Raw genomic sequence first — 23,918 nt, forward strand, 5'->3', positions numbered from 1 at the left:
CACGTGACCGTGAGAGGGGACCCATGATCCGCACGATGACAACCGGCGCCGCGGCGCTGCTCGCCACAACCGGCCTCGCCCATGCCGTCGGCCTCGATCGGTCGAACCAGGATGTCGGCCTGATCTTCGAGGACGGCAATTACGTCGAGCTGACCTTCGCGCAGGTCAATCCCGATGTCAGCGGCACGGACAATGAGCTCGCCCCGGGCCTGCCGCGCTACGAGTACGAAGGCGTCGGCCTCGACTACACGCAGCTCGGCTTCGGCGCGAAGGTCGACATCACGCCGCAGATCTCGATGGCGGTGATCTACGATCAGCCCTTCGGCGTCGACGTCTCGTATCCCGGCGATCCGGCGGTCACCTATTTCGGCGGCACGGAAGCGCGGCTGGACAGCGACGCGCTGACCGTGGTCGGCCGCTACCGGATCAACGACAGCTTCTCGGTCCATGGCGGCCTGCGCTACGAGAAGCTCTCGGCCAACGTGACCCTGGCGGGCCAGGGCTACGGCGCCCTCTCCGGCTACAACGTCGATCTCGCCGAGGACAGCGGGACCGGCTACCTGATCGGCGCCGCCTACGAGCGGCCCGACATCGCGCTGCGCGTGGCGGTCACCTACCATTCCGCGATCGAGCACGAGTTCGACACGGTCGAGACGGTCGGCGGCATTCCGGTGAACCTGATCAACCCCGCCCTCGGCGCCAGCTCGACCACCACGGTCGAGACGCCGGAGGCGATCAACATCGACCTGCAGACCGGCATCGCGGCCGACACGCTCGCCTTCGCGAACATCCGCTACGCCTGGTACGACGACGTCATCGTCTCGCCCGTCTTCTTCGACACCGCCCAGGACGGCGAGCGCGACAACGACAGCCTGACCGAGATCGAGGACAATTACGGGATCACCGTCGGGATCGGCCGCCGGTTCTCGGACGCCTTCTCGGGTACCGTCTCGGTCGGCTACGAGGCCGAGGGCAGCGACGACCTCGTCTCACCGCTCGCCCCGACGAACGGCAACTACTCGGTCGGCATCGGCGCGCAGTACACGGTCGGCGCGGCGGTGATCTCGGCCGGCCTTCGCCACACCTGGCTGGGCGACGCCCGGCCCGAGACCGGCACGCCCGACGTGGACCGCGCGAGCTTCACCGACAACACCGCCGTGGCCGCCGGGATGTCGATCGGCTTCCGGTTCTGATCCCCCGGGAATGACCGAGGGGCCCCGCCATGGCGGGGCCCTTTTTCGTTCGCGCCGGCCCCTTCCGGCGGGGCCCGGCCTGGCCCGGAAAGCGCTGGAAATGCCCGGGCGGCGCGGCTAACCCTTCGCCCCATGCTCTACGACAGCGGACAGGCCCTGATCGACGCGCCGGCGAAGCGGCTGATGCTCTTCGGCATGTCGGGCCTCGGCAAGACGCACCTCGCCAAGGCGCTGCGCGCCTCGGGGGAGTGGTTCCACTACTCGGTCGATTACCGCATCGGCACCCGCTACATGGGCGAGCTGATCGCCGACAACGCCAAGGCCCATGCCATGCAGGTCCCGTTCCTCCGGGACCTGCTGCTGACCGATTCGATCTACATCGGCTCGAACATCACCTTCGACAACCTCGCGCCCGTCTCGACCTATCTGGGCAAGCCGGGCGACCCGGCGCGGGGCGGCGTGCCGATCGCGGAGTACCGGCGCCGGCAGGAGGAGTTCCGGCGCGCCGAGATCGCCACCCTGATGGACACCGCGCATTTCATCGAACGGGCCGAGCGGCTCTACGGCTATCCGCATTTCGTCTGCGATACCGGCGGATCGATCTGCGAATGGGTCGATCCGGAGGATCCGGACGACCCGATCATGGCCGAGCTCGGCGCCCATGTCCTGCCGGTCTGGATCGAGGGGACCGACGCCCATACCGAGGCGCTGATCCGCCGCTTCGACCGCGCGCCTAAGCCCATGTCCTACCAGCCCGCCTTCCTCGACTCCTGCTGGGACCGCTACCTGGCCGAGACCGGCGCCGCGGCGGACAGCGTCGATCCCGACGCCTTCGTCCGATGGACCTATGCCCGCGCGCTCGCCCACCGGCAGCCGCGCTACCGCGCCATGGCCGATCGCTGGGGAGTGACCGTTCAGGCGGCGGACATGGCCGACCTCTCCGCCCCGGACGAGATCGTGGCGGCCGTCGCCCGGGCCATCGACGCGCGCTGAGCCACCCGTTCACCGCCCGCCCGGCGCCCTGCTTGCCCCGCGCCGCGCATCGGCCTAGACCCGTCGCCTGCCCGCAACCCGGAAGCCGCCATGCCCATCAGACTCCCCTCCGACCTGCCCGCCTACACGATCCTCGGCCGCGAGGGCGTCATGGTCATGGGCGAGCGCGAGGCGATGCGGCAGGACATCCGGCCGCTGCGGATCGGGCTGCTCAACCTCATGCCGAAGAAGATCCAGACCGAGACGCAGTTCGCCCGCCTGATCGGCGCCGGCCCTCTGCAGATCGAGTTCGCGCTGATCCGCATGACCGAGCACGAGGCCAAGACCACCGCCGCCGACCACATGGAGAGCTTCTACCGCCCCTTCGCCGAGGTGGAGGAAAGCGGGGAGAAGTTCGACGGGCTGATCGTCACCGGCGCCCCGATCGAGCATCTGCCATACGAATCAGTGACCTACTGGGAGGAGCTCAGGCGCGTCTTCGACTGGACGCAGGGGCATGTCCATTCCACCTTCGGCGTGTGCTGGGGCGGGATGGCGATGGTGCACCACTTCCACGGCGTGCCCAAGCACATGCTGGAGTCCAAGGCCTTCGGCTGCTTCCGCCACATGAACCTCGCCCCGCAAAGCCCCTACCTGAGGGGCTTTTCCGACGACATGACGATGCCCGTCAGCCGCTGGACCGAGATCCGGCAGGCCGATCTCGACGCGGCGCCGGGCCTCGTCACGCTGCTCGCCTCGGACGAGGTGGGACCGGCGCTGGTCGAGGATCCGGCGCATCGCGCCCTCTACGTGTTCAATCACCTCGAATACGACAGCGGCACGCTGAAGGAGGAATACGACCGGGACGTGGAGGCGGGCGGGGCGATCACGCTGCCGCGCGACTACTTCCCCGGCGACGATCCGGCCCGGCGCCCGCTGAACCGCTGGCGCAGCCACGCCCACCTGCTCTACGGCAACTGGGTGAACGAGGTCTACCAGACAACCCCTTACGAGATCGACGAAATTGGGCGCTGACGGCTGGGCCACGGCCCTCGCCGCCACGACCCTTGCCGCGGCCGTCCTGACGCTCTGGATCGGCCGTGCCGCCCGCCGCCGCGCGGCCCGGGTCGACGCGGCCTATCCGCCGATCGGTCGGATCGTGGATGTCGGCGGGGTCCCGGTCCACGCACTGGTCCGCGGCACGGGACCCGACCTCGTCCTGATCCACGGGGCGAGCGGGAACCTGCGGGATTTCCTGCCCCTGATGGACCGGCTCGAGGGGCGCTACAGGACGATCGCGCTGGACCGGCCCGGCCTCGGCCATTCCGGGCGCCCCGATCCGCGCCATGACGGCGCGTTCTCCGGCACGGCCGAGAGCCTGCGGGACCAGGTCCGCCTCCTGTCCGGGGCCGCCCGGGCACTCGGCGCCGAGCGCCCGCTGGTACTCGGCCATTCCTATGGCGGCGCCGTCGCCCTCGCCTGGGCGATCGAGGCGCCGGCGGCGGGGATCGTCGATCTCTCCGGCGTGGCGATGCCCTGGCCGGGCGGCCTGGGCTGGCGGTACCGGGTGATGCGCTCGCGCCTCGGCGGGGCGATCGTCCCGCTCCTCGTGGCGGCGGGCGCAACCCGGGCCATGATGGCGGCGGGGGTCGCCTCGGTGCTCGCGCCGAACCCGGTCCCGGAGGGCTATGCCGAGACCGTCGGGGCCGAGCTGATCCTGGCTCCGCGGCGCTGGCGCGCGAACGGGCGCCAGCTCAACGCGCTGCGCCCGCAGGTGGCCCGGATGGCGGAGGACTACGCCGCGCTGACGTTGCCGATCGAGATCGTCCACGGCCGGCAGGACAGCACTGTCCCGATCGAGATCCACTCCATCCCCCTCGCCGCGCGGGTCGCCTCGGCCAACCTCACGGTGCTGGAGGGGGCCGGCCACGCCCCGCACCATTCCCATCCGGACGCGGTGATCGCCGCGATCGACCGGCTCGCGGCGAGGGCCGGATTGCGCTGACGGGACGGCCCGCCCATAGTCGGGCGCACCCGTTTCCCTCGAGGATCGTCCATGGCCCTGCCCTTCGACGGCGCCATCAGCCGCTACTACGAGCAGGACGCGCCCGAAGCGGTGCGCGCCGCCCTGCGCGATGCGGGCAGGGACGACGTGGTCAATCCCCGATTCCCCTATCCCGAGCGGATGAAGAAGTCGGACTACGAGGAGGCGATGGCCCGGCTGCAGGTCGAACTGGTGAAGATGCTCGCCTCCGTCCGGGCGAGGGGGCAGCGGGTCGTCCTGGTCTTCGAGGGGCGCGACGCCGCGGGCAAGGGCGGCACGATCCAGCGCCTGACCGAGAACCTCAATCCCCGCGCCGCCCGCACGATCGCCCTGGCCCGTCCGACCGAGACGGAGGCCGGCGAGTGGTACTTCCAGCGCTACGTGCGGTACCTGCCCAGCGCGGGCGAGATCGTCCTCTTCGACCGGTCCTGGTACAATCGCGGCGTCGTCGAGAAGGTGTTCGGCTTCACGACCGACGAGGCCCGCGCCCGCTGGTTCGACCAGGTCGGCCCGTTCGAGAAGCTGCTGACCGATGACGGGATCCACCTGCGCAAGTTCTGGCTGAATGTCGGCCGGGCCACCCAGCTGGAACGGTTCCTCGCCCGCGAGCGCGATCCGCTGAAGCAGTGGAAGCTGTCCTCGATCGACGTCGAGGGCCTGTCCCGGTGGGACGCCTACAGCGCGGCGATCGACGAGACCTTGCGTCGCACCCACAGCCCCCACGCCCCCTGGACGGTCGTGCGCGGCGACGACAAGCGCCGTTCGCGGCTCGCGGTGATCCGCTCGGTCCTGCTCGGCCTCGACTACGAGGGCCGGGATCTCGCGGCCATCGGGACGCCGGATCCCAAGGTCATCGGCGGGCCCGACCTCTGGACGGCGGCCTGACTTGGCCAAGCAGGGCTATCATCACGGCAACCTGCGGCAGGCGCTGGTCGAATCGACCCTCGCCCTGATCGAGGAGAAGGGGCCGACCGGCTTCACCCTGTCGGAGGCAGCCCGCGGCGCGGGGGTCACGCCGGCTGCCGTCTACCGCCATTTCGAGGGGCGGGACGACCTGATCGCCGAGGCGGCCCGGCAGGGCTATGAGATCTTCGCCGACCTGATGGACGAGGCCTATGCCAAGGGGCAGCCCTCGGCCCTCGCCTCGTTCCAGGCCACCGGGCGGGCCTATCTCGCCTTCGCGCGACGGTTTCCCGGGCATTATGTCGCGATGTTCGAGAGCGGCATCTCGATCCAGCGCACGCCCGACCTGAACCGCGCCGCGCAGCGCGGTCTCGGCGTGCTCGAGCGGGCGGCGGCGGACCTGTCGCAGCGCATCCCCGCGGCGCGGCGCCCGCCCGCGCAGATGTTCGCGGCGCATATCTGGGCGATGTCGCACGGTGTGGTGGAGCTGTTCGCCCGCGGCTCGCCGGGGACGCGCGCCCCCTTCCCGCCCGAGGACCTGCTCGAGACGGCTGTCGGCATCTACCTGCGCGGCCTCGGCCTGCTGCCCGCCGACGAGTGAGGGCCGGCCCCCGGCATTCTGGACAAGCGGCAAGGCGGCGCGCTAGACGTGGGCCATGGATATCCGCCGCATCACCGACGATTACGCCGTCAGCCCCCAGATCGCCCCCACCGACGTGGCCGCCATCCGGGCCGCCGGTTTCGGGACGATCCTGTGCAACCGCCCCGATGCCGAGGTTCCGGCCGAGCTGTCGGCGGCCGAGATGCGCCGCGCGGCCGAGGCGGAGGGGCTGGCCTTCGTCGTCAATCCCGTCACCCACCAGGGCCTGAACGACGAGATGGTGCGCCTGCAGGCCGAGACGCTGGACGCGGCCGATGCCCCGGTCCTGGCCTATTGCGCCTCCGGCACACGGTCCTCGATCGTCTGGGCGCTGGGACAGGCGGGCCGCCGCGATCCCGACGAGATCGTCGACCTCGCGGCGAAGGCCGGCTACGACCTCGCCGGGCTGCGCCCCCGGCTCGGCTGACCGGGGACGCGGGAGCCCCGGACTGCCGGGGGCGGCCGGCCTGCCGGAACCGGCCGGGGCGGCCGGCCTGCCGTGGGCCCTGTCCCGCCTCACGTCTCGGGCTCCTCGATCCGAAGATCGTTCGGGTCCAGATCCGCGGCCATTCCCGCCCTGAACTCCTCGTCCTCCCCGCCCTCGTCGGCGGGGCCAGCCGCCGCGAGCGCGAAGGGCCGTGCCGAGTCCGTTCCCGGCCGGGCCCGCGCCCCGGGAGAGAGCGCGCCGGCCACCGCCTCGGCCATCCGGGCCTGGGCGAGCGTGCGATCCCGCGCCGAGTGCTGATCGTCGATCGCGCCGGCCGAGGGCGTGTCGGTCGGCCGATCCGCCGACGGTGCGTGGTCCTGTGGGGGGCCATCGGGATCGGGTCCGTCCGATCTGTCGGGGTCCGGCCCGGACTCCCCCGGCAGGCCGGGCCCGGGCGTCACGGTACCGCCGGTCGGCGGCATTTCGGCCACCGACCGATCCGGCGGCCCCTCCGGTTCCGGGCCCGGTGCCATCGGGGCACCGTCCTCGCGGGCCACGTCCTCCGGGACCGGCGGCGGATCGACCGTCCCGGATGCCGGGCCGTCCCCGTCCCCCGCCCATGACCCGGCTGCGCCCGTGCCCGGATCGCCCGGCGGACCCGCCGTGATGCCCTGCCCTTCAGGCAGGGGGACATCCCCCCCGGCGTGGGCGTCGCCGGGCCATGCCGGCTGCCCCGGGGGCGGATCATCCCCGGGGGCCGGCACGCCCGGCGGGACCGGCTCGGGCAGGAGATCGGCCCCCTCCGGCCCCGGTCCCGCCCCAGGCTCCGGCGGCACGTCGCAAGGGCCGTCCGTCCCCTCCTCCCCCTCCTGTGCGGGAGATGGCCGGGCCTCGTGCTCCCAGACCGGCCCGCGCCCCGGACCGAACGGATCGTCCCGATCCGGCCCGCCGCCGGAGCAGCCCCCGCCGAGCCGGGGCCTGCCCAGGTCGGGGCCGCCCATCTCAGGGGCATCGGGCGGCTGCAGTCGCACCGCCCGCAGACCCGCCACCTGGCCCAGCCGCGCCGGGGCGAAGCGGCAGCCGGGGGCGGATTCCAGCTGGACGGATCCGACGCCGATCCCGGGAAGCGCGAGCACCTGCCCCACCTTCAGCCCCTCCGCCCGGGCGAGGGGCAGGGTCAGGCGCGCGAGGATCGCGGTCAGGGTGGCCGGCGCCTCGTGTACCGCGCCGCGGAAGGCGCGCGCCCAGTCCGCGGGGTCGCCCCCCCGGTCGAGGGCGGCCCCGGCCGGCGGCAGGACGAGGGCGAGCGTTCCCGACCGGCCAGCGGTGCCGAGATCGAGCGACAGGCCGATCGTCCGGTAGGGGCCGGCCTGCAGCGTCGACGCGATGGCGCGGCGACCGCCCAGCTGCTCTCCCGTCCGGGTGCCCGCGACCCATTCGGCAAGGCCGAGTCCCGCGGGCGCGCGGCCGAGCTCGACCAGCAGGGCCTGCAGGAAGGGTTCGGTGAGGGTCACGTCCGCGGCCGTCACGCGCCGCCCCGCGCCGCCCGAGCCGCCCGTTGGCAGTTGGCCCAGCGTCTGCACCTCGACCAGCGCGTCCCGCAGGTCGAGATCGACCACGGCATAGCCGCGCAGGCCGGCCTCCCCCTCCAGCCCGATCAGGACGATGTCCTCGTCGAGCGCGGCGAGAAGCGCGTCGAGCGCGTCGGTCCCGTCGCGGATGGCCGACACCGCCAGGGGCAGCCCGATCCCCTGCCCGGCCCGCGCGGCGGAGCGGCGCAGCCAGCGCGGCACCGAGACCGGCGGATCGGGGGCATCGACCGGCCGGCTCATGCCGGCGATCCGCCGCAGGATGTCGCCCGCCCCCTCGCCCATCTCGTCCGATCGCCTCCGCCCCTTCGGCCCCGTCAGGTCCGGGATCTAGACGACGACCCTTGCAGCGCGGTTAACGGCCCCTTCCTGCGCGGCCTCGTCCAGGCCGGTCCCGGGGGGCGGCAGCGTCACGCGGAAGGCGGCGCCGCCCTGGCCGGGCAGGTAGGCGATGCCCCCGCCCAGCCGGTCCATTACCTCGCGGCAGATGGCGAGGCCCAGCCCGGCGCTGCCCGCCCGCGAGGCATCGCCGAGCCGTGCGAACTTCTCGAAGATGACGGCCTGGTTCTCGCGCGCGATGCCGGTGCCGTTGTCGATGAAATCGACATGGGCGCGCCCCCCGGACCGTCCCACGCGGATCCGCAGCACGGGCGCGTCCGCGTCGCAGTACTTCCGGGCGTTGGAGACGAGGTTGATGAAGACCTGCGCCAGCCGGTCGAGATCGGTTTGCAGGAGCAGCCCCTCCTCCCCCCGGCGGCGGTCGATCGCGAGCCCCCCCTCGCCCCCGGCCGAGGCCAGCGCGCGGTCGATCACCTCTGCCAGCGTCCCCGATTGCCGCCGCAGCTCGACCTGCCCGTTCTCGAGCACGGACAGGTCCAGCAGGTCGTCCAGCAGCCGGGTCAGGCGGCGCGATTCCTCCTCGATGATCCCGGCGAAGCGGATCGCGTCGGCCCCGTCCACACCGCCCTTCAGGATCTCGGAGAAGGACCGGATCGAGGTCATCGGCGTGCGGAGCTCATGGCTGATCTGGCTGAGGAAAGCGTCCTTCTGCAGGCCGAGGCGGGTCAGCTTCTCGTTCGCCTGCCGCAGCGCGCGGGCGGTCTGCTCCTGCTCGGCCGACTTCGCCTCGAGCCGGGCGGAATATTCCATGATCTGCGCCGCCTCGTCGGCCACGGCGATCAGGTCCTCGACGGTCACGGCGGCCCCCTGCACCATCTGGCCGACCATCGCATGCGCCGTCGCGGCGCCGACCGAACCGGCGAGTTCCCGTTCCAGGGCGGTCAGGAAGTCCGGGGTGACATCGGGCAAGTAGCCGTCCTTGCCCTGGCGCGCGGCGGCGCGGGCGAAGAAGAGCTGCGCGTCGTCGGGGCCGAGGATACGCTGCGCCATGATCAGCAGGTCCTCCGCCCCCGTCTCGCCGGGGCCGAGCCGGGCGCCCCCCACGGCCCGGTCGAAGACGTTGACGAACTGCGCGCCCTGCAGCCGCTCCAGCGGGGTCGGAAAGCTGAAGAGCGAGACCGTGAGGAAGGTCGCGGTGTTGAGCAGCAGCGACCAGAGCGTCGCGTGCATCAGCGGGTCGAGCCCCTCGATCCCGAACAGCGCCTGCGGCCGCATCCAGGTCAGGCCGAACGGTCCTTCCGACAGCACGTCGGGGTGCAGGATGCCGGTGAGCGAGGGCAGAAGCAGGCACCAGGCCCAGAGCAGCGCGCCGACCGTCAGGCCCGCGGCGGCGCCGATCCGGCTCGCCCCGCGCCAGTAGAGGCCGCCGATCATCGCCGGCAGGACCTGCACCGCCCCGACGAAGGAGATGAGGCCGATCGCGGCCAGCGCGGCCCCGCCGCTGGTGAGGCGGAAGTAGAGATAGCCCAGCGCCATCACCGCCCCGACCGACAGCCTGCGCGACAGCAGGACGGCGCCGCGCACGTCGCCCGAGACCACCGCCCCGCGCGGCCGCGCCCGCAGCCAGAGCGGCAGCGCGATGTGGTTCGACACCATCGTCGCCAGGGCGATGGTGGCCACGATGATCATCGACGTCGCCGACGAGAAGCCGCCGAGGAAGGCGGCGAGTGCCAGCCCCTGCCTTCCCTCGCTCAGCGGCAGGGTCAGCACGTAGAGGTCGGCATTGGCGCCGGGCAGCCGCTCCAGCCCCATCACCGCGATGGGCACGACGAAGAGGCTCATCGCCATGACGTAGGCGGGGAAGGCCCAGCTCGCCGTGGCGAGGTTGCGCTCGTCGCCGTCGTTCTCGACCACGAGGACCTGGAACATCCGCGGCAGCGACAGGAAGGCCGCCGCCGACAGGAAGGTCAGGCCCAGCCAGCGCCCCCCCGGCTGGTCCCAGCGGGCGATGGGCGAGGCGTCGATCCGGTCCAGCGTCGCGGCAAGCCCGCCCCCGATTCCCCAGACGACGAAGATCCCGACGGCGCAGAGCGCGACGAGCTTGACCACCGCCTCGACCGCGATCGCCATGACGATGCCGTGGTGCCGCTCGGAGCTGTCGAGGTTGCGCGTGCCGAAGAGCACGATGAACAGCGTCAGCCCCACCCCGGACCAGAAGGCCGTGGTCCAGAGCTGCGCCTCGCTCCCCGCGATGCCGGCCCCTTCGCCGGCGAAGACCGCGAAGGAGAGCGCGATGCTCTGCAGTTGCAGCGCGATGTAGGGGGTCGAGGCGGCGACGGCGATCACCGTGACGAGGACGCCCAGCGCCGTCGACTTGCCGAAGCGCGACGAGACGAGATCGGCGATGGAGGTGACGCGCTGCGCCCGTCCCACCCGTACCAGCTTGCGCAGGATCAGCCACCAGCCGACCATGACGAGCGAGGGGCCGAGATAGATCGTCAGGTATTCCAGCCCCGACCGCGCCGCGTAGCCGACCGCCCCGTAGAAGGTCCAGGCCGTGCAGTAGATCGAGAGCGACAGCGTGTAGATCGCGGGCGAGCGCAGCCAGCCCGTCCGCGCCCGGGCGCGGGTCTCGGCGAAGTAGGCGATGGCGAAGAGGAAGGCGACATAGGCCAGCGAGAAGAAGACGAGGAGATCGAAGGACAGCATCTCAGCCGGTCCCGCCGGTCCGGGCGGGCTCTCCCCGGGTTCCGGGACGGAGCCGGCGCGAGAGCAGCCAGGCCAGCAGGATCAGGCCCGCCCAGGCCGCGAAGAGGTAGATCAGCGCGGCCGAGACGGGCACCCCTTCCGCCCCCCGCCGCCAGAGCAGGGGCACCATGAAGAGCACGGTGCCGAGCGCGGGCATCAGCTTGAGCGCGTCGCGCAGCCGCTTCTGCCGGTAGGTCGGCCGCGCGAGGAAGAGCGCCTGTGATTCACCCTCCCGGGCCGATGGTCCCGGCGCCGAGGAACCGTACGGCGGGGGCACGGGGTCAAGCCGGTCGGTTCCGGGCGCGGCATGCCGCCCGGAACGGACCGCGACCGGCGGGGCGGCGTTGCCGCGCTCCATGCCCGGCGGGGGCGGCGCGGCGCGCCCGGGATCCGGCCCCGCTTTCGGGCCCTCCCCTGCGTCCGGCCGGTCCGCCCGGCCCTGCGCCGTCTCGTCCTGCGCCCCCCGGCCCTGCCACGCCTCGCGCGGCCCCGTCTTGCGCTGGCCCGTCTCGCGCTGCGCCGCCTCGTCCCCGGCGGCGGCCTGCGCGCCCCGCCGCTCCGGCCCCCCGGCGCTGTCCGGACCCCCGCTCACTCCCCGGCGAGGGCGCGGACGCTCTCCAGCACCTCCTCGTTGGCGAAGGGCTTGGTCATGTAGCGCGAGGCGCCGAGACTGAGGGCCAGGTCGCGGTCCCGGTCCTGGCCGCGCGCGGTCAGCATCATCACCGGCAACCGGCCCAGCCCCGGATCGGCGCGGATGTCGCTGAGGATGTCGAGCCCTGAGCGCCCGGGCAGCATCACGTCGAGGATCACCACGTCCGGCGGGTGGCGACGCAGCTTGTCGAGCGCGGTCGCGCCGTCGGCATGCGTGTGCACCGTCCAGCCGGCGCGGCTGAGGATGAAGCTGATCGCTTCGGTGATGTTCGGCTCGTCCTCGACGACGAGCACCCGTTTGGCCATGGGCCCCCTCCCGCGGCGGACCCCGGCCCTCCCCGGCCGGCGCTGACGCCTCGGGGCGGAGTATCGACCGGGCCGCGGGGCGGAGTCAAAGCCCCTCGCCGCCCCATCCCCCTTGGCGTTCCCCGCCCCGGACGGGTAGAAGCGCCGGAGCCGACGAGGGCCGAAGGACGAGGACCGGGACGAGACCATGACCGATACGCAGGACGCCCCCCAGATCTATCTGGTCTCGCCGCCGGATTTCGACCTCGGCAGCTTTCCCGGCCGCCTCGCCGCCTGCCTCGACGCAGTGGAGGTCGCCTGCGTCCGCCTCGCCCTGGCCACCCGCGACGAGGATCGCCTCGCCCGCGCGGCCGACGCCCTGCGCGCCGTCACGCAGGAGCGGGACATCGCGCTGGTGATCGACAGCCATGTCCGCCTCGCCCTGGCGCACGGGCTCGACGGGGTGCACCTGACCGACGGGGCGCGATCGGTCCGCGCGATGAGGCGCGAGCTGGGCGAGGACGCCATCGTCGGCGCCTGGTGCGCGCAGTCGCGACATGACGGCCTCACCGCCGGAGAACTCGGCGCCGACTACGTCGCCTTCGGCCCGGTCGGGGAGAGCGCGCTGGGCGACGGACGGCTGGCCGAGACCGAGCTCTTCGAATGGTGGAGTAAGATGATCGAGGTGCCCCTCGTCGCCGAGGGCGCGCTGACCGAGGCGGGGATCCGCACCCTCGCCCCGCACGCGGATTTCTTCGCCTTCGGCGAGGAGATCTGGCGCGAGGAGGATGCCGGCGCCGAACTGCGCCGCCTGGTCGCGATGACCCGCTAGGACGGCGCCCCGTCCAGACCCGAACGCACCGCATCCTCCAGCGCCCGGGCCCGGACCTTGCGATCCGCGCCGGGCGGGACGGGGGCGTGGTAGGTCACCCGGACCGCGCCCTGCCGAGGGGCGGACAGGACGGACAGCAGCGACGGGCCCAGCGCCATCTCTCCCCACCAGCCGTAGAAATCCGCGCGCGCCCCTGCCGGGGCGCGATAGGCCACCGTCACCGGCTGCACCGGCACGTCGTCGAAGGCGGCGAGCAGCGCCGTGCGGAACGGCAGGACGCGCCGTCCGTCGCTCGACGTGCCCTCCGGGAAGAAGAGCAGGCGCTGCCCCTCCGCCGCGCGGGCGCGCAGCAGCGCCACCTGCCCCGCCGCCTCGCGCCGGACGCGGCGGATGAATACCGTCCCCGTCGCCCGGGCGAGCCAGCCGATCCCCGGCCAGCCCGCCACCTCGGCCTTCGAGACGAAGACGATCGGCGCGGGCGCGTTCAGCACGAGGATGTCGAGCCAGGAGGCATGGTTGGCGACCAGCGGGCCCCGGTCCGCCATCGGAGCGCCGCTGACGGCGACGGGCAGTCCGATGATCCGCAGCGCGCCGCGGCAGACCCCGCAGGTCAGCCGCCCGGTCCAGGGGCGCCCCGCGCCGTGGCAAAGCCGCTCGACCGGGCGGAGCGCCAGCGTCAGGGCGAGGCCGCCGAGCAGCAGCGCCACCACCGGGACGGCCCGCCGGAGCGCCCGCAGCCATCCGGCCGGCCCTGGCCGGGGCGGCGGGGGCGGCGGCGGGCCGGCCCAGGTCGGCGAGGGCCGCCCCGGCGGGGGCGCGCTCTCAGCCAGGATGGACCCCGAGCAGCGCCCGCGCCCGGGCCGGCATCGCGGCCGTGTCCAGCACCATGCAGACGTCGAGCGTGCCGAAATCGCGGTCGATCCAGGCGCCCGCGCCGACCGCGCCGCCGAGGCGGAGATAGGACTTGATGAGGGGGGGCACCGCGCGCGCCGCCGCGGGACGATCCGCCGGCGGACCGGCCGGGACCGGCACCGGCGCCCGGCTGGCGGGGCGGAGCGCGGGCGGCGCGAGATGGGCCTCGAACAGCAGCTGCAGCGCGGCGAGATGCGGCGTCGGGTCGGCGCCGGGGAAGGACGCGGTGCCGAAGACGATCTCCACCCCCCGCGCCTCGACCAGCGCGGCGAGGCCGGACCACATCTGCCAGAGCGGCGCCCCGCCCCGGCAATCGGGGGCGAGGCAGATCCGCCCCAGTTCCAGCAGCCGGCGCCCGGAGGCGCGCAGCGGGGCGAGGTCGAACTCGGCCTCGGCGCAGAACCGCCCCCCCGCGCTGTCGATCAGGCGGCAGGTGCCGACGACGGACCGGTCGGCCGGGCGGGTGGGATCGACGAGGATCAGGTGATCGGCCCCGGCATCGAAGGCATCGCTCTCCAGCCGCGCGGCATGGTCCACCCCGGGACCGTCGCCGCCCCGCTCGGCCACGAAGACCTCGTAGCGCAAGCGCTGCGCCGCGCGTCGTTCGGCCGCGCCCTGCGCGAGCCGCACCTCAAGCCCGGGGGCCCCGTCCAGCATCCCGCTCCCTCGCCGGCCAGATCGTCCGCCGCCGATCTATGGCGATGGTAAGATTTTGGCAACCAATGCCGGGCTACAGACGGGAGGAGGGACGCGGCGCGTCCGGTCAGACCTGAACGGGGATCAGCATGACCGTGCGCGCATCGATGACCACCTTGCCCTCGTGCTCGAAATTGACCGTGACCCGGTCGTTCACGTTCGACTGGACCTGGCCGCGGCCCCAATCGGGCCGATCCGGGTGCTGCACGAAGACGCCGGGCGTGAGATAGGAAGAAGACGAGGACATATGGAGCTGGCCATGAAACCGGGAAACGGGGCCGGGCACGAGAGCCGGGCGGCGGCCGAACTCGCGGCGCTCGTCGGCTCGCGGATCTGCCACGACCTGATAAACCCGCTCGGCGCCATCGGCAACGGGGTCGAGCTGATGGAGCTTTCGGGCGCGCCCGGCGGGCCCGAACTGTCGCTCGTCGCCGACAGCGTCGCCGCCGCCAATGCACGCGTCCGGTTCTTCCGCCTCGCCTTCGGCCGCGCAGCCCCGGGGGCCGAGATCGCGAGGGCCGAGGTTGCAGACCTGCTCGCCGCCGCGGCGCGAGGCGGGCGCAGCAGCTATTTCTGGGCCGTCGAGGGGGCCCTGCCCCGGGCCGAGATCCGGGCCGTCCTGCTGGCCCTGCTCTGCATCGAGACAGCGACCCCGCGCGGGGCCGAGGTGCAGATCAGGCGCGAGGGCGGGCGATGGCGCCTCGTCGCGGAGGCGGCCACGATCGACCCCGCGCCCGCCCTCTGGACCCCGCTCCTCGCCCGGCAGGTGCCTGACGGGCTGACGCCCGCACAGGTGCAGTTCGGGATCCTGCCCCCGACGCTGCACGATCTCGGCTTCGGCATCGAGATGGATGTCGGGCGGAGCCGGATGATCGTGACGCTCGGGCCGGACTGACCCCGCGCCGGGCTCCGGCTGCGTCCGGCCCCGACGCCCGGCGCGATCCGGGGGACGGCAGGGGCCAGCGCAGCGGTGAATCGGGTCATCGGGTCCGGACCGGGATCGCGCTGAAGGGCGGCCTCCGGACGGCGCATGCCGGCGGGCGGACCAGCGACGCGGCGGCAGGCGGGCCGACCGCCCGGAACCCGGCCCCCGCCGCGAACGCGGGGACGGCCGGCCACGGGACAGGGCGCCGCGCGCCGCCCTGCCCGTCATTGACTTGGCGCGTGGTCCGCACAGGACGGTGGCGACCGTGCCCGGGTGGGCCCGGACACTGCCCCGATCAGCGGCGCACCGCGCCGCCGCCCTCCACCAGATACTTGAACGAGGTCAGCTGTTCGGCCCCGACCGGCCCGCGGGCATGCATCTTGCCGGTGGCGATCCCGATCTCGGCCCCCATGCCGAACTCGCCGCCATCGGCGAACTGGGTCGAGGCGTTGTGCATCAGGATGGCCGAATCCAGGTTGGCGAAGAAATGGTCCCGCGCCTGCAGATCCTCGGTCACGATGGCGTCGGTATGGTTCGACCCGTAGCGCCGGATATGGGCGATCGCCTCGTCCACCCCGTCGACCAGCCTCGCCGCGCAGATCATGTCGAGGTATTCGCGCCCGAAATCGCCCTCGGCCGCCGGCACCGTGCCCGGCAGCTTCGCCAGCTCGCCCGCCGCGCGCACCTCGACCCCGGCCGCCAGCAGCGCGTCGATCAGGACCGGCCCGTGCTGCGTGTAGAAGCGCCAGTCGATCAGGAGGCACTCGAGCGCGCCGCAGATCCCCGTCCGCCGCGTCTTGGCATTCAGCACGATCTCGGTCGCCATCGCCGGGTCCGCGGTCGCGCCGACATAGGTGTGACAGATCCCCTCGAGATGGGCGAAGACGGGCACCCGCGCCTCGTCCTGCACGCGGGCGACGAGACTCTTGCCGCCGCGCGGAACGATCACGTCGATCCAGGCGCTGGCCCGCAGCATCTCGCCCACCATCGCCCGGTCGCGCGTCGGCACCAGCTGGATGGCGTCGTCGGGCAGGCCGGCCTGGCGCAGCCCGGTCGCCATCGCGGCGTGGATCGCCGCGTTGCTGCGGAAACATTCCGACCCGCCCCGCAGGATCACCGCGTTCCCCGCCTGCAGGCAGAGCGCGCCGGCATCGGCGGTCACGTTCGGGCGGCTCTCGTAGATCACGCCGACCACGCCCAGAGGCGTGCGCACGCGCCGGATGTGCAGCCCCGAGGGGCGGTCCCATTCGGCGATGGTCTCGCCCACCGGGTCGTGCTGCGCCGCGACTGCCCGCAGCCCGTCGCAGATGCCCCGGATCCGGTCGTCGTCCAGCGTCAGGCGGTCGATCATCGCGGGCGTCAGCCCCTTGCCCTCGGCCTCGATCAGGTCCTCGGCATTGGCGAGGAGGATCTCGTCCCGGCCGGACCAGAGGGCCTCGGCCGCGCTGACCAGCGCCGCGTGCTTGCGGTCCGACCCGGCGGTGGCGAGCACCTGCGCGGCCTTGCGCGCGCGGGCGCCCATCTGCGCCATCAGCGCGGCGGCGTCGTCGAGATCTTTCATCACGTCACCATGTCGTCGCGGTGGATCAGGGCCGCGCGCCCCTTGTAGCCCAGGATCGCCTCGATGTCAGCGCTGCGCCGGCCGAGGATCGCCCGCGCCTCTGCCGCCGTGTAGCGGGTGAGGCCGGCCCCCAGATGCGCCCCGGAGGCGGAGCGGATCGTCACCGGATCGCCCCGGCCGAACCGCCCCTCCACCGCGGTGACCCCGGCGGGAAGGAGCGAGCGGCCGTCGGCCAGCGCCGCCTCCGCCCCCGCATCCACGACGAGGCTGCCCATCGGCTTCATCGCCGCGATCCATTTCTTGCGGGCCGCCTTCGGGTCGGTCTGCGCGGCGAACCAGGTCGCGGGGGCGCCGCCGGCGAGGGCGGCCAGCGGCCGGTCCACGGCGCCGAGCGTGATTGCCATGGCCGCGCCCCCCTCGGTCGCGACGCGGGCGGCCATCAGCTTGGTCACCATACCGCCCTTGGAGAGGCCGGAGGTACCCTCGCCCGCCATCGCCTCGATCTCGGGCGTGATCCGTTCCACCCGGTCGAGCCGGGTCGCGGCGGGATCGACCTGCGGATTGCCGGTATAGAGGCCGTCGACGTCCGACAGCAGCACCAGCACGTCCGCCCCGACCGTCACCGCGACCTGCGCGGCGAGGCGGTCGTTGTCGCCGTAGCGGATCTCGTCCGTCGCCACCGTGTCGTTCTCGTTCACGATGGGCGTCACGCCGAGCGAGAGCAGCGTCTCCATCGTGGCGCGGGAATTGAGGTAGCGGCGGCGGTCGGCGCTGTCCTCGAGCGTCACCAGCACCTGGCCGGTGACGATGCCGTGGGGCGAGAGCGCCTCCTCGTAGGCGCGGGCGAGGCGGATCTGCCCGACGCTGGCCGCGGCCTGGCTCTGCTCGAGCGGCAGGCCGCCGGACGGAAGGCCGAGCACCCCGCGCCCCAGCGCGATGGAGCCGGAGGAGACGAGGACCACGTCCGTGCCCCGCCCCCGCAGCGCCGCGACATCGGCAGCGAGCCCATGCAGCCAGTCGGCGCGCAGCGCGCCCGTCGCCCGGTCCACCAGCAGGGCCGAGCCGATCTTGACAACGATCCGCCGCGCGGCGGCGAGGTCCGGCGTCAGGGTCGCCACGGCCCGTCCTCGCCCTCGTCGCGGCGGGTCCGGGCCCGCGCCTCGGCGTTGCGGGCACGGTCGACGCGGGCCTTCGCCTCGCGCAGGACATCCGTCACGCCCTCGCCGCTGGCCCCCGACATCAGAAGGACCGGTCCGGCCTCGGCCGCGAGCTCGTCGCGGATGAAGGCGCGTTCCTCGTCGTCGAGGGCGTCGATCTTGTTCAGGACGGTGATCCGCGGCTTCTCGTCGAGGCCCGCCCCGTAGGCCGAAAGCTCGCCCACGATGGTGCGCCAGTCGCCGACCGGATCGCCGGACGTGCCGTCGACGAGATGGATCAGGACCGCGCAGCGTTCGATATGGCCGAGGAACATGTCGCCGAGGCCCCGCCCCTCGCTCGCCCCCTCGATCAGGCCGGGAATGTCGGCGACGACGAATTCGGTCCCGTCGACGCCGACCACGCCGAGATTGGGCGCGAGGGTCGTGAACGGGTAATCCGCGATCTTGGGCCGCGCGTTCGAAGTCGCGGCGAGGAAGGTCGACTTGCCTGCATTCGGCAGGCCGAGGAGGCCGGCATCGGCGATCAGCTTCAGCCGCAGCCAGAGCGTCCGCTCCACCCCCGGCTGGCCGGGATTGGCGGTGCGCGGCGCCTGGTTGGTCGAGGACTTGAACTGCGCGTTGCCGAAGCCGCCATTGCCGCCCCGCGCGACGACGAGGCGCTGGCCGACCTCGGTCAGGTCGGCGATCAGCGTCTCCTCGTCCTCGTCGATGATCTCGGTTCCGACCGGCACGCGCAGCACGATGTCGTCGCCGCTGGCCCCGGTGCGCAGGCTGCCCTGCCCGGCCCGGCCGTTCTGGGCGAAGAAATGCTGCTGGTAGCGGAAGTCGATGAGGGTATTCAGCCCCTCGACCGCCTCGACGATCACGTCGCCGCCGCGCCCCCCGTCCCCGCCGTTCGGGCCGCCGAACTCGATGAACTTCTCGCGCCGGAACGACACGCAGCCGTTCCCGCCGGCACCGGAGCGGATGTAGACCTTGGCGAGATCGAGAAATTTCATGGCGCGGCCCCCGGGGCGATTGATCAGGGCGCCTAACCCGAAAGCGCGGGGCGCTCAAGCGCGGCGCGCCGCCTCCCAGGCGGGGCGGGTGAGGCGGAACATGGGCCGGTCGACCATCGCGCCGCGGCAGGGGAACCAGGTCCGGTCCGTTCCGTCGGGAACGAAGCCCGACTTGCGCAGCAGCGAGGTGGAGCGCAGGTTGTCGGGATGGACGCCGGCGCGCACGTCCTGTCCGGCCGGGGTGGCATCGGGATCCGCGCCATCCGGGCTTCCCCCGGCGAAATGGCGCGCCAGCACCGCCTGCAGCGCTTCCCCCCCGTAGCCGCGCCGCCAGCAGGCGCGCCGGACCCAGTAGCCGATCTCGGCTCCCAGCGCGATCGATCCGACCAGACCTTCGCCCTTGCGGGCGATGGCCCAGACCTTCACCCCGTCCTCGGCCGTCTCGGCGATGAAGGCGCGGGCATCCGCCTCGGAATAGGGCCAGGGCGGACCCGAGAGCCAGCGCGTCACCTCCCAGTCGTCGAGCGCGGAGGCGAGCGCGGGCGCGTCGGAGGGACGGAACGGGCGCAGGGCCAGCCGCGCGGTGTGGAAGGTCGGGATCACGGAGCGGGCCCGTCCGCCGCCATCCGGCACTCATGCCCCGCCACCGGCGCCCTCGGGACGAGGCGCCGGGTGGCGAGCGCGATCACCTGCCTGCCCGCAGGGTATAGGTCCAGGTCGGCACGCAGGTGCCGCGGGCGACGGAATAGGCCTCGGCATCGCCGAGATAGTCGAAGCCGCAATTCGTCAGGACCCGGGCCGAGTTCGGGTTGTCCTGGAAGACCTCGGCGAAGATCGTGGCCGCGCCATGCGGGTTCGCCGCGATCAGCGCCTGCACGGCGCCTGTGGCGACGCCGGTGTTCCAGAAGGCCGGGGCCACCCAGTACCCGACCCGGGACTGGTCGCGGTCCATCCGCTCGAAACTGACGAGGCCCATCACCTCGGACAGGCCCTGGGCGGAGCCGTCGATGATCCATACGTCCTCCACCCGGTCGGCGGCCAGCGCGCGGCGCAGGAACGCCTCCACCGCGCCGGGCGGCAGCGGATGCGGGATCGACCGCGTCATCGTCGCCACGCGCGGATCGCCCGCATACATCGTGAGCAACCCCTCGTCCGAGCGGCGGGGCGGGCGCAGGTCGAACCTGTCGCCGCGTATAGTCACCTGGTCGGCGGGTGTATCCATGATGACCGCCCCCTCCTCCCGGGTGCGGTCGGTCGCGCGATCTGTCTGGGTCATTATCCTGGACTCGTGAAGACTTCGTTGCATCCGCCGCCGGCGGGCCGGGGGCGGCGCCTCCTCCGCGCCGATCCGTCCTGCCATCTGGGGGGCGGGGCCGAAACGACAAGGGGACCGGCCTTGCGGCCGATCCCCCTGTTGCGTTCCCGCTGCGGGGTCTCGGCCTATTCGGCCGCCTGCGCCTCCGGCGCCACCTCGATGAAGGTGCGGCCCTTGAGGCCCTTGCGGAAGGTCACGCGGCCCTCGACGGTCGCGAAGATCGTGTGATCCTTGCCCATCCCGGTGCCGACGCCCGGCCACATCTTGGTGCCGCGCTGGCGCATCAGGATGTTGCCCGGGATCACGGCCTCGCCGCCGAACTTCTTGACGCCGAGACGGCGACCGGCGCTGTCGCGCCCGTTGCGGGAGGAACCGCCTGCTTTCTTGTGTGCCATGGCTCTTCTACTCCTGGTCTGTTGTCACCGCGGGCTTCAGCCCTTGGCGAGATCCTTGGCCTGCTCGACCCAGCCTTCGCGCTCGATCCGGCCCTTGAAGTTCAGCTGCTCGTCCATCTGCGCGATGTCGGCCTCGGTCCACGCGGCGATCTGCGCGTAGGAGGTGACGCCGGCGGCGTGCAGCTTCTTCTCGATCGCCGGGCCGACGCCCGACAGCTTCTTCAGGTCGTCGGACGAGGCGGCGGGATCGACCGTCTGGTCGGCCTTCTCGGCCTTCGGCGCCTTGGCGGGGGCGGCGGACTTCTCGGCGGCATCGCCCTCGGCCACGCGGCGGGTCATCTCGGCCTGCCGCTCGCGGTTCTGCGCGTAATCGCCCCGGTCCGAGGCGACGCCCTTGTAACCGGCGATGCCGGCGCCGATGGCGGCCTTCACGTCGCTCTTGCCCGCGCCCGTTTCGAGGAAGTCGGTGATGCGGACGAGCGTGAGCTGCTGGCGGTGGCCCTTCGTGCGCTTGGAGCCGTGCTTCCGGCGGCGCTTGACGAAGTGGATGACCTTCTCGCCCTTGATGTGGTCGATGACCTCGGCCTGGACGGCCGCGTCGGCGACGAGGGGCAGCCCGAGGGTGGAGCCCATCATCAGGATGTCGTTGAACTGGATCTTCTCGCCGGGATCGGCGGCGATCTTCTCGACCCGCAGGACGTCGCCCGAGGCGACCTTGTACTGCTTGCCGCCGGTCTTCAGAACCGCAAACATATCTCTTTCCTTCGTATCCCGCGCCCTGCGGCCCCGGCCCTGCCGGCGTTGAGGGGGACGAGGTCCCGCCTTCGGACTGCGCGCCCCGATGGGGGCGTTCGTTTCGCTGTGGTCCCGCGCCGCCCCACCCGACGTCATGGGCGGAAAGACGCGAAAGCCCGGCAAGGGGTCTTGCCGGGATGGGGGCTTATCGGGAGGAGTGGGCCCGGAGTCAAGCCCCGCCCCCCTTCCAGCGCCGAGACCTTCCCATGCCCCTCGCCCCTTTCCGCCGCGCGGCCGCCCCCCTGCTAGCCGCCGCCCTGCTCGCCGCCTGCGCGCCGCTCGACGACCTGCGCCGCCTCGCCGATCCCGCGCGGACACCGACCAACGCCGCCGTCGAGGTCGCGGTCAAGGCGAACCACGGCTCGGTCATCCAGGACATCCTGGCAGGCGGGGGGCCCGCCCTCGCCGCGGCCTACGATGCGGGACGCGTCCCCGCCGGCGACCGCGCCGCCCGGACCCTGCAGCTGCAGGGCAACATCGCCCTCTACAACGACAACCCGGGCGCGCTCGCGCTCGCCATCTCGTCCTTCGGCGCCTGAGACCCGGGCCGGATCAGAGCTCCTGGCTGCCCAGATAGGCCGCGACCAGCCGGCCGAGATCGCTGCTGACGCCCGAGAGGACGTCGTCGAAGGCGACGAACATCGCCCGGTTCAGCACCTGCCCCGCCTCGGTCCCCGAAAAGTCGATATAGGCCTCCACCTCCTGGTCGGTGGCTGGCTGGTAGGCAAGTCCGAGGAACGCATAGAGCCATTCGGTGGTCGAGCGGCGGATCTCCGGCTCCTGCGCCCAGACATCGGCGAGGATCTGATCCTCGCCCAGCTCGCCCGGCAGGCCGCCCCCGGCGCCGAGGCCCCGGTAGAAGGCGAGGTTCGAGTTCATCGCGCTGGTCACGTTGGTCTCGACGAGATCGTTGATCGCGATGAACCGCTCCAGCTGCGCCGCGCGATCCGTCCCGGAGGCGACGGCCGCCGCGGCCGCCTCGCGCGCGGCGGCGTCGACATCGGGATCCAGCATCGCCTCGCGGGCCTGCAGCTCGAGGTCGACGAAGGCGGTGCCGGTCTCGCTCTCGAAGAAGGCGATCATCCCGGAGAGATCCTGTCCCTCCAGCGCCTGCGCCATCGCGGCGCGGCCGGCCTCCTCGATCGTGGCGGGATCGTAGATCGCCTCCAGCCCCTCGACGAAATCGGCCGGAACGGAGCCGAGCATCTGCCCGGCGAGGTCGCGCCCGTAATCGAGCCCCTCCTCGCGCATGATCCCCAGCATCCGGGGCAGCCCCAGCGCGTCGAAGAGCCGGTCCGCCTCGGCCCGCGCCGTCTCGGTCGCGGCGGGCGGCGTGACCTGCGCGAGGGCGGCCCCGCCGACGAGCGCGGCCGAGGACAGGAGGGCGGCCGGCAAGGCAAGGCCGAGGGCGAGGCGGCGGAACGACATGGGAAATCCTTCGGTCTGGAACACCGGGCAGGAGCGCCCGGGCACTGGGAGCAACATGGCGTCGGCCCCGCCCCGCGCCAACACGCGCCCCCCGCAGGACCGCGTCCGCGCACGCGATTGTCAGGCCGGCCGGCGTGGATGGGCCCCGTCGACGCCGGGATCCGGGGGGCGCCGGGCGCCGCCCGGCCGACCGCGTCCCGGCCGGAACGCCGCGCGCCGCTTTCGGTGCGCCCCCCCCCCGGATCGGGCCGCAGGACCGGCCGCCACCCGCCCCCCCGGTGCGGCAGAGGGTGCGCCCCGAGGGAAGGCCCGAGGGACGACCCCGAGCGGTCCGGAAACCGCTTGCACTGCCCGGACGCAGCCGGTAAGGCCGCGCTCACGACCGCGGAGAGGTGCCGGAGTGGTCGAACGGGGCGGTCTCGAAAACCGTTGACCCTTCACGGGGTCCCAGGGTTCGAATCCCTGTCTCTCCGCCACTGACTTTCTGGCTTCAGGTCGCTTCTGACGTTCGGGGTCGCGGGCCGTGGATGCTCCGGCCGACGTGAGGTCCGGCCCATAGTCGCCAAGGTCCTGCCCATAGCCTGCGCCGCATTTGCGGTCCCCTGCAGGGCCGTCATCGGCACCGACCTGTTCGGCCCTTCCGGGATCGGCCCGCGATCGACCAGGCGCCGGCCGATTCTCGCGTCCTCGCTCGGGGCTCCTGTCCCTCTGGGGTCGTGCGGGGCGGCGACCGGCCCTGTCCGCCCCGCCCCCGGAAGCCCGCACCGGCCCCGGCCGGAGGGGTCGACGGCGCCAACTCGCGGAGGCGGGTCGGAGGCCCGGAGCGCCGCCAGGGCGATGCGCCGCCCCTCGGACCGGCCGGGCGGACGATCCGCCGGGCGGGGATGAACGGCCTCGCACCCGCCCGGTCCGCGCAGGCGCCCGGCCGACCAGAGGGGCTCGACCCGCCCCCCGGAGGATCGACGCGCCGTCGCCCGGACCGAGCCCGGATCCCCGCACGCGCTCCGGACGGACGGCTCGAGCCCCTCCCGCGATCGGCGGGAGGGTGCTTCCGCGAGCGTCAGGATCCGGCCTGCTGGCCGCGCCCCTCCGGCCGCGTTCCGGACGACGCGG

25 protein-coding genes and 1 tRNA gene are annotated in these 23,918 nt (G+C 73.1%); 11 read left to right on the forward strand and 15 right to left on the reverse strand.

The window, feature by feature from the left end; translation table 11 throughout:
- Window positions 1-23: 23 nt before the first annotated feature.
- The 7 genes from BUE30_RS15835 to BUE30_RS15865 all read left to right on the forward strand — a co-directional run bounded on the left by BUE30_RS15835 (window position 24) and on the right by BUE30_RS15865 (window position 6,179).
- Window positions 24-1,193, forward strand: coding sequence for an OmpP1/FadL family transporter (locus BUE30_RS15835; RefSeq protein ID WP_073333574.1), 1,170 nt, complete (start codon window positions 24-26; stop codon window positions 1,191-1,193).
- Window positions 1,194-1,325: 132 nt separating this feature from the next.
- Window positions 1,326-2,186: an ATPase gene (locus BUE30_RS15840; protein ID WP_073333579.1), complete on the forward strand. Its 861-nt coding sequence runs from the start codon at window positions 1,326-1,328 to the stop codon at window positions 2,184-2,186.
- A 90-nt stretch (window positions 2,187-2,276) separates the two neighbouring features.
- Complete coding sequence (locus tag BUE30_RS15845) at window positions 2,277-3,200, forward strand: homoserine O-succinyltransferase (RefSeq protein WP_073333584.1); 924 nt, start codon at window positions 2,277-2,279, stop codon at window positions 3,198-3,200.
- The gene (locus BUE30_RS15850) at window positions 3,190-4,170 is read left to right on the forward strand and encodes an alpha/beta fold hydrolase (RefSeq protein ID WP_073333588.1); all 981 of its coding nucleotides are present in this window, start codon (window positions 3,190-3,192) and stop codon (window positions 4,168-4,170) included. The genes BUE30_RS15845 and BUE30_RS15850 overlap by 11 nt, the downstream gene beginning before the upstream one ends.
- Before the next feature lie 51 nt (window positions 4,171-4,221).
- On the forward strand, window positions 4,222-5,094 hold the full coding sequence (gene ppk2 / locus BUE30_RS15855) for a polyphosphate kinase 2 (protein ID WP_073333593.1): 873 nt from the start codon (window positions 4,222-4,224) through the stop codon (window positions 5,092-5,094).
- A gap of 1 nt (window position 5,095) precedes the next feature.
- On the forward strand, window positions 5,096-5,713 hold the full coding sequence (locus BUE30_RS15860) for a TetR/AcrR family transcriptional regulator (protein WP_073333598.1): 618 nt from the start codon (window positions 5,096-5,098) through the stop codon (window positions 5,711-5,713).
- 55 nt (window positions 5,714-5,768) lie between these two features.
- Complete coding sequence (locus BUE30_RS15865) at window positions 5,769-6,179, forward strand: protein tyrosine phosphatase family protein (RefSeq protein ID WP_073333602.1); 411 nt, start codon at window positions 5,769-5,771, stop codon at window positions 6,177-6,179.
- An 89-nt stretch (window positions 6,180-6,268) separates the two neighbouring features.
- Here BUE30_RS15865 and BUE30_RS15870 read toward each other — a convergent pair whose 3' ends face one another.
- The 4 genes from BUE30_RS15870 to BUE30_RS15885 are packed head-to-tail and all read right to left on the reverse strand — an operon-like array spanning window position 6,269 to window position 11,812.
- On the reverse strand, window positions 6,269-8,053 hold the full coding sequence (locus BUE30_RS15870) for a hypothetical protein (protein WP_073333606.1): 1,785 nt from the start codon (window positions 8,051-8,053) through the stop codon (window positions 6,269-6,271).
- 45 nt (window positions 8,054-8,098) lie between these two features.
- The gene (locus BUE30_RS15875; RefSeq protein WP_073333611.1) at window positions 8,099-10,816 is read right to left on the reverse strand and encodes a sensor histidine kinase; all 2,718 of its coding nucleotides are present in this window, start codon (window positions 10,814-10,816) and stop codon (window positions 8,099-8,101) included.
- A gap of 1 nt (window position 10,817) precedes the next feature.
- Window positions 10,818-11,447, reverse strand: a complete 630-nt coding sequence (locus BUE30_RS18105) for a hypothetical protein (protein WP_244526389.1) — start codon at window positions 11,445-11,447, stop codon at window positions 10,818-10,820.
- Window positions 11,444-11,812 carry a response regulator transcription factor gene (locus tag BUE30_RS15885; protein WP_073333615.1) on the reverse strand — a complete coding sequence of 123 codons (369 nt, stop codon included), beginning with the start codon at window positions 11,810-11,812 and terminating at the stop codon, window positions 11,444-11,446. The genes BUE30_RS18105 and BUE30_RS15885 overlap by 4 nt, the downstream gene beginning before the upstream one ends.
- 187 nt (window positions 11,813-11,999) lie before the next feature.
- On the opposite strand from BUE30_RS15885, the gene BUE30_RS15890 reads away from it, so the two are divergent.
- The gene (locus tag BUE30_RS15890; RefSeq protein WP_073333620.1) at window positions 12,000-12,623 is read left to right on the forward strand and encodes a thiamine phosphate synthase; all 624 of its coding nucleotides are present in this window, start codon (window positions 12,000-12,002) and stop codon (window positions 12,621-12,623) included.
- Here BUE30_RS15890 and olsA read toward each other — a convergent pair.
- The 3 genes from olsA to BUE30_RS15905 all read right to left on the reverse strand — a co-directional run bounded on the left by olsA (window position 12,620) and on the right by BUE30_RS15905 (window position 14,478).
- Window positions 12,620-13,456: a lyso-ornithine lipid O-acyltransferase gene (olsA, locus tag BUE30_RS15895; protein WP_483263799.1), complete on the reverse strand. Its 837-nt coding sequence runs from the start codon at window positions 13,454-13,456 to the stop codon at window positions 12,620-12,622. The two genes, BUE30_RS15890 and olsA, sit on opposite strands and share 4 nt — an antisense overlap.
- Complete coding sequence (locus BUE30_RS15900) at window positions 13,446-14,192, reverse strand: GNAT family N-acetyltransferase (RefSeq protein ID WP_073333628.1); 747 nt, start codon at window positions 14,190-14,192, stop codon at window positions 13,446-13,448. The genes olsA and BUE30_RS15900 overlap by 11 nt, the downstream gene beginning before the upstream one ends.
- 106 nt (window positions 14,193-14,298) lie before the next feature.
- Complete coding sequence (locus BUE30_RS15905) at window positions 14,299-14,478, reverse strand: DUF3553 domain-containing protein (protein ID WP_073333632.1); 180 nt, start codon at window positions 14,476-14,478, stop codon at window positions 14,299-14,301.
- 12 nt (window positions 14,479-14,490) lie between these two features.
- Between BUE30_RS15905 and BUE30_RS15910 the strand changes: the two genes are divergently transcribed.
- Window positions 14,491-15,126 carry a histidine phosphotransferase family protein gene (locus tag BUE30_RS15910; protein ID WP_073333747.1) on the forward strand — a complete coding sequence of 212 codons (636 nt, stop codon included), beginning with the start codon at window positions 14,491-14,493 and terminating at the stop codon, window positions 15,124-15,126.
- Between the two features lie 325 nt (window positions 15,127-15,451).
- On the opposite strand, the gene BUE30_RS15915 is transcribed toward BUE30_RS15910, so the two are convergent.
- The 7 genes from BUE30_RS15915 to BUE30_RS15945 all read right to left on the reverse strand — a co-directional run bounded on the left by BUE30_RS15915 (window position 15,452) and on the right by BUE30_RS15945 (window position 21,335).
- Window positions 15,452-16,717 carry a glutamate-5-semialdehyde dehydrogenase gene (locus BUE30_RS15915; protein ID WP_073333636.1) on the reverse strand — a complete coding sequence of 422 codons (1,266 nt, stop codon included), beginning with the start codon at window positions 16,715-16,717 and terminating at the stop codon, window positions 15,452-15,454.
- The gene (gene proB, locus BUE30_RS15920; protein WP_073333641.1) at window positions 16,717-17,835 is read right to left on the reverse strand and encodes a glutamate 5-kinase; all 1,119 of its coding nucleotides are present in this window, start codon (window positions 17,833-17,835) and stop codon (window positions 16,717-16,719) included. The genes BUE30_RS15915 and proB overlap by 1 nt, the downstream gene beginning before the upstream one ends.
- Complete coding sequence (gene obgE, locus BUE30_RS15925) at window positions 17,823-18,872, reverse strand: GTPase ObgE (protein WP_073333646.1); 1,050 nt, start codon at window positions 18,870-18,872, stop codon at window positions 17,823-17,825. The genes proB and obgE overlap by 13 nt, the downstream gene beginning before the upstream one ends.
- A 54-nt stretch (window positions 18,873-18,926) precedes the next feature.
- Window positions 18,927-19,475 (reverse strand): GNAT family N-acetyltransferase, encoded by a 549-nt coding sequence (locus tag BUE30_RS15930; RefSeq protein ID WP_073333650.1) that lies wholly within the window; start codon window positions 19,473-19,475, stop codon window positions 18,927-18,929.
- A gap of 82 nt (window positions 19,476-19,557) precedes the next feature.
- Window positions 19,558-20,094 (reverse strand): GNAT family N-acetyltransferase, encoded by a 537-nt coding sequence (locus tag BUE30_RS15935; protein WP_073333751.1) that lies wholly within the window; start codon window positions 20,092-20,094, stop codon window positions 19,558-19,560.
- A gap of 218 nt (window positions 20,095-20,312) precedes the next feature.
- Entirely contained in the window at window positions 20,313-20,582 is a 270-nt protein-coding gene (rpmA, locus tag BUE30_RS15940) for a 50S ribosomal protein L27 (RefSeq protein ID WP_073333654.1), read from the reverse strand.
- A 36-nt stretch (window positions 20,583-20,618) separates the two neighbouring features.
- Window positions 20,619-21,335, reverse strand: a complete 717-nt coding sequence (locus tag BUE30_RS15945; protein WP_073333659.1) for a 50S ribosomal protein L21 — start codon at window positions 21,333-21,335, stop codon at window positions 20,619-20,621.
- 248 nt (window positions 21,336-21,583) lie between these two features.
- Here BUE30_RS15945 and BUE30_RS15950 point away from each other — a divergent pair, with 248 nt between their 5' ends.
- The gene (locus tag BUE30_RS15950; protein WP_073333663.1) at window positions 21,584-21,916 is read left to right on the forward strand and encodes a hypothetical protein; all 333 of its coding nucleotides are present in this window, start codon (window positions 21,584-21,586) and stop codon (window positions 21,914-21,916) included.
- Window positions 21,917-21,929: 13 nt separating this feature from the next.
- Here the strand turns inward: BUE30_RS15950 and BUE30_RS15955 are convergent, their stop codons facing one another.
- Window positions 21,930-22,805 (reverse strand): DUF2059 domain-containing protein, encoded by an 876-nt coding sequence (locus BUE30_RS15955; protein WP_170865661.1) that lies wholly within the window; start codon window positions 22,803-22,805, stop codon window positions 21,930-21,932.
- A gap of 386 nt (window positions 22,806-23,191) precedes the next feature.
- On the opposite strand from BUE30_RS15955, the gene BUE30_RS15960 reads away from it, so the two are divergent.
- Window positions 23,192-23,281, forward strand: a tRNA-Ser gene (locus tag BUE30_RS15960).
- The last annotated feature ends 637 nt before the right edge of the window (window positions 23,282-23,918 follow it).

It is taken from the genome of Wenxinia saemankumensis (assembly GCF_900141735.1).
GTDB classification, from domain to species: Bacteria; Pseudomonadota; Alphaproteobacteria; order Rhodobacterales; family Rhodobacteraceae; genus Wenxinia; species Wenxinia saemankumensis.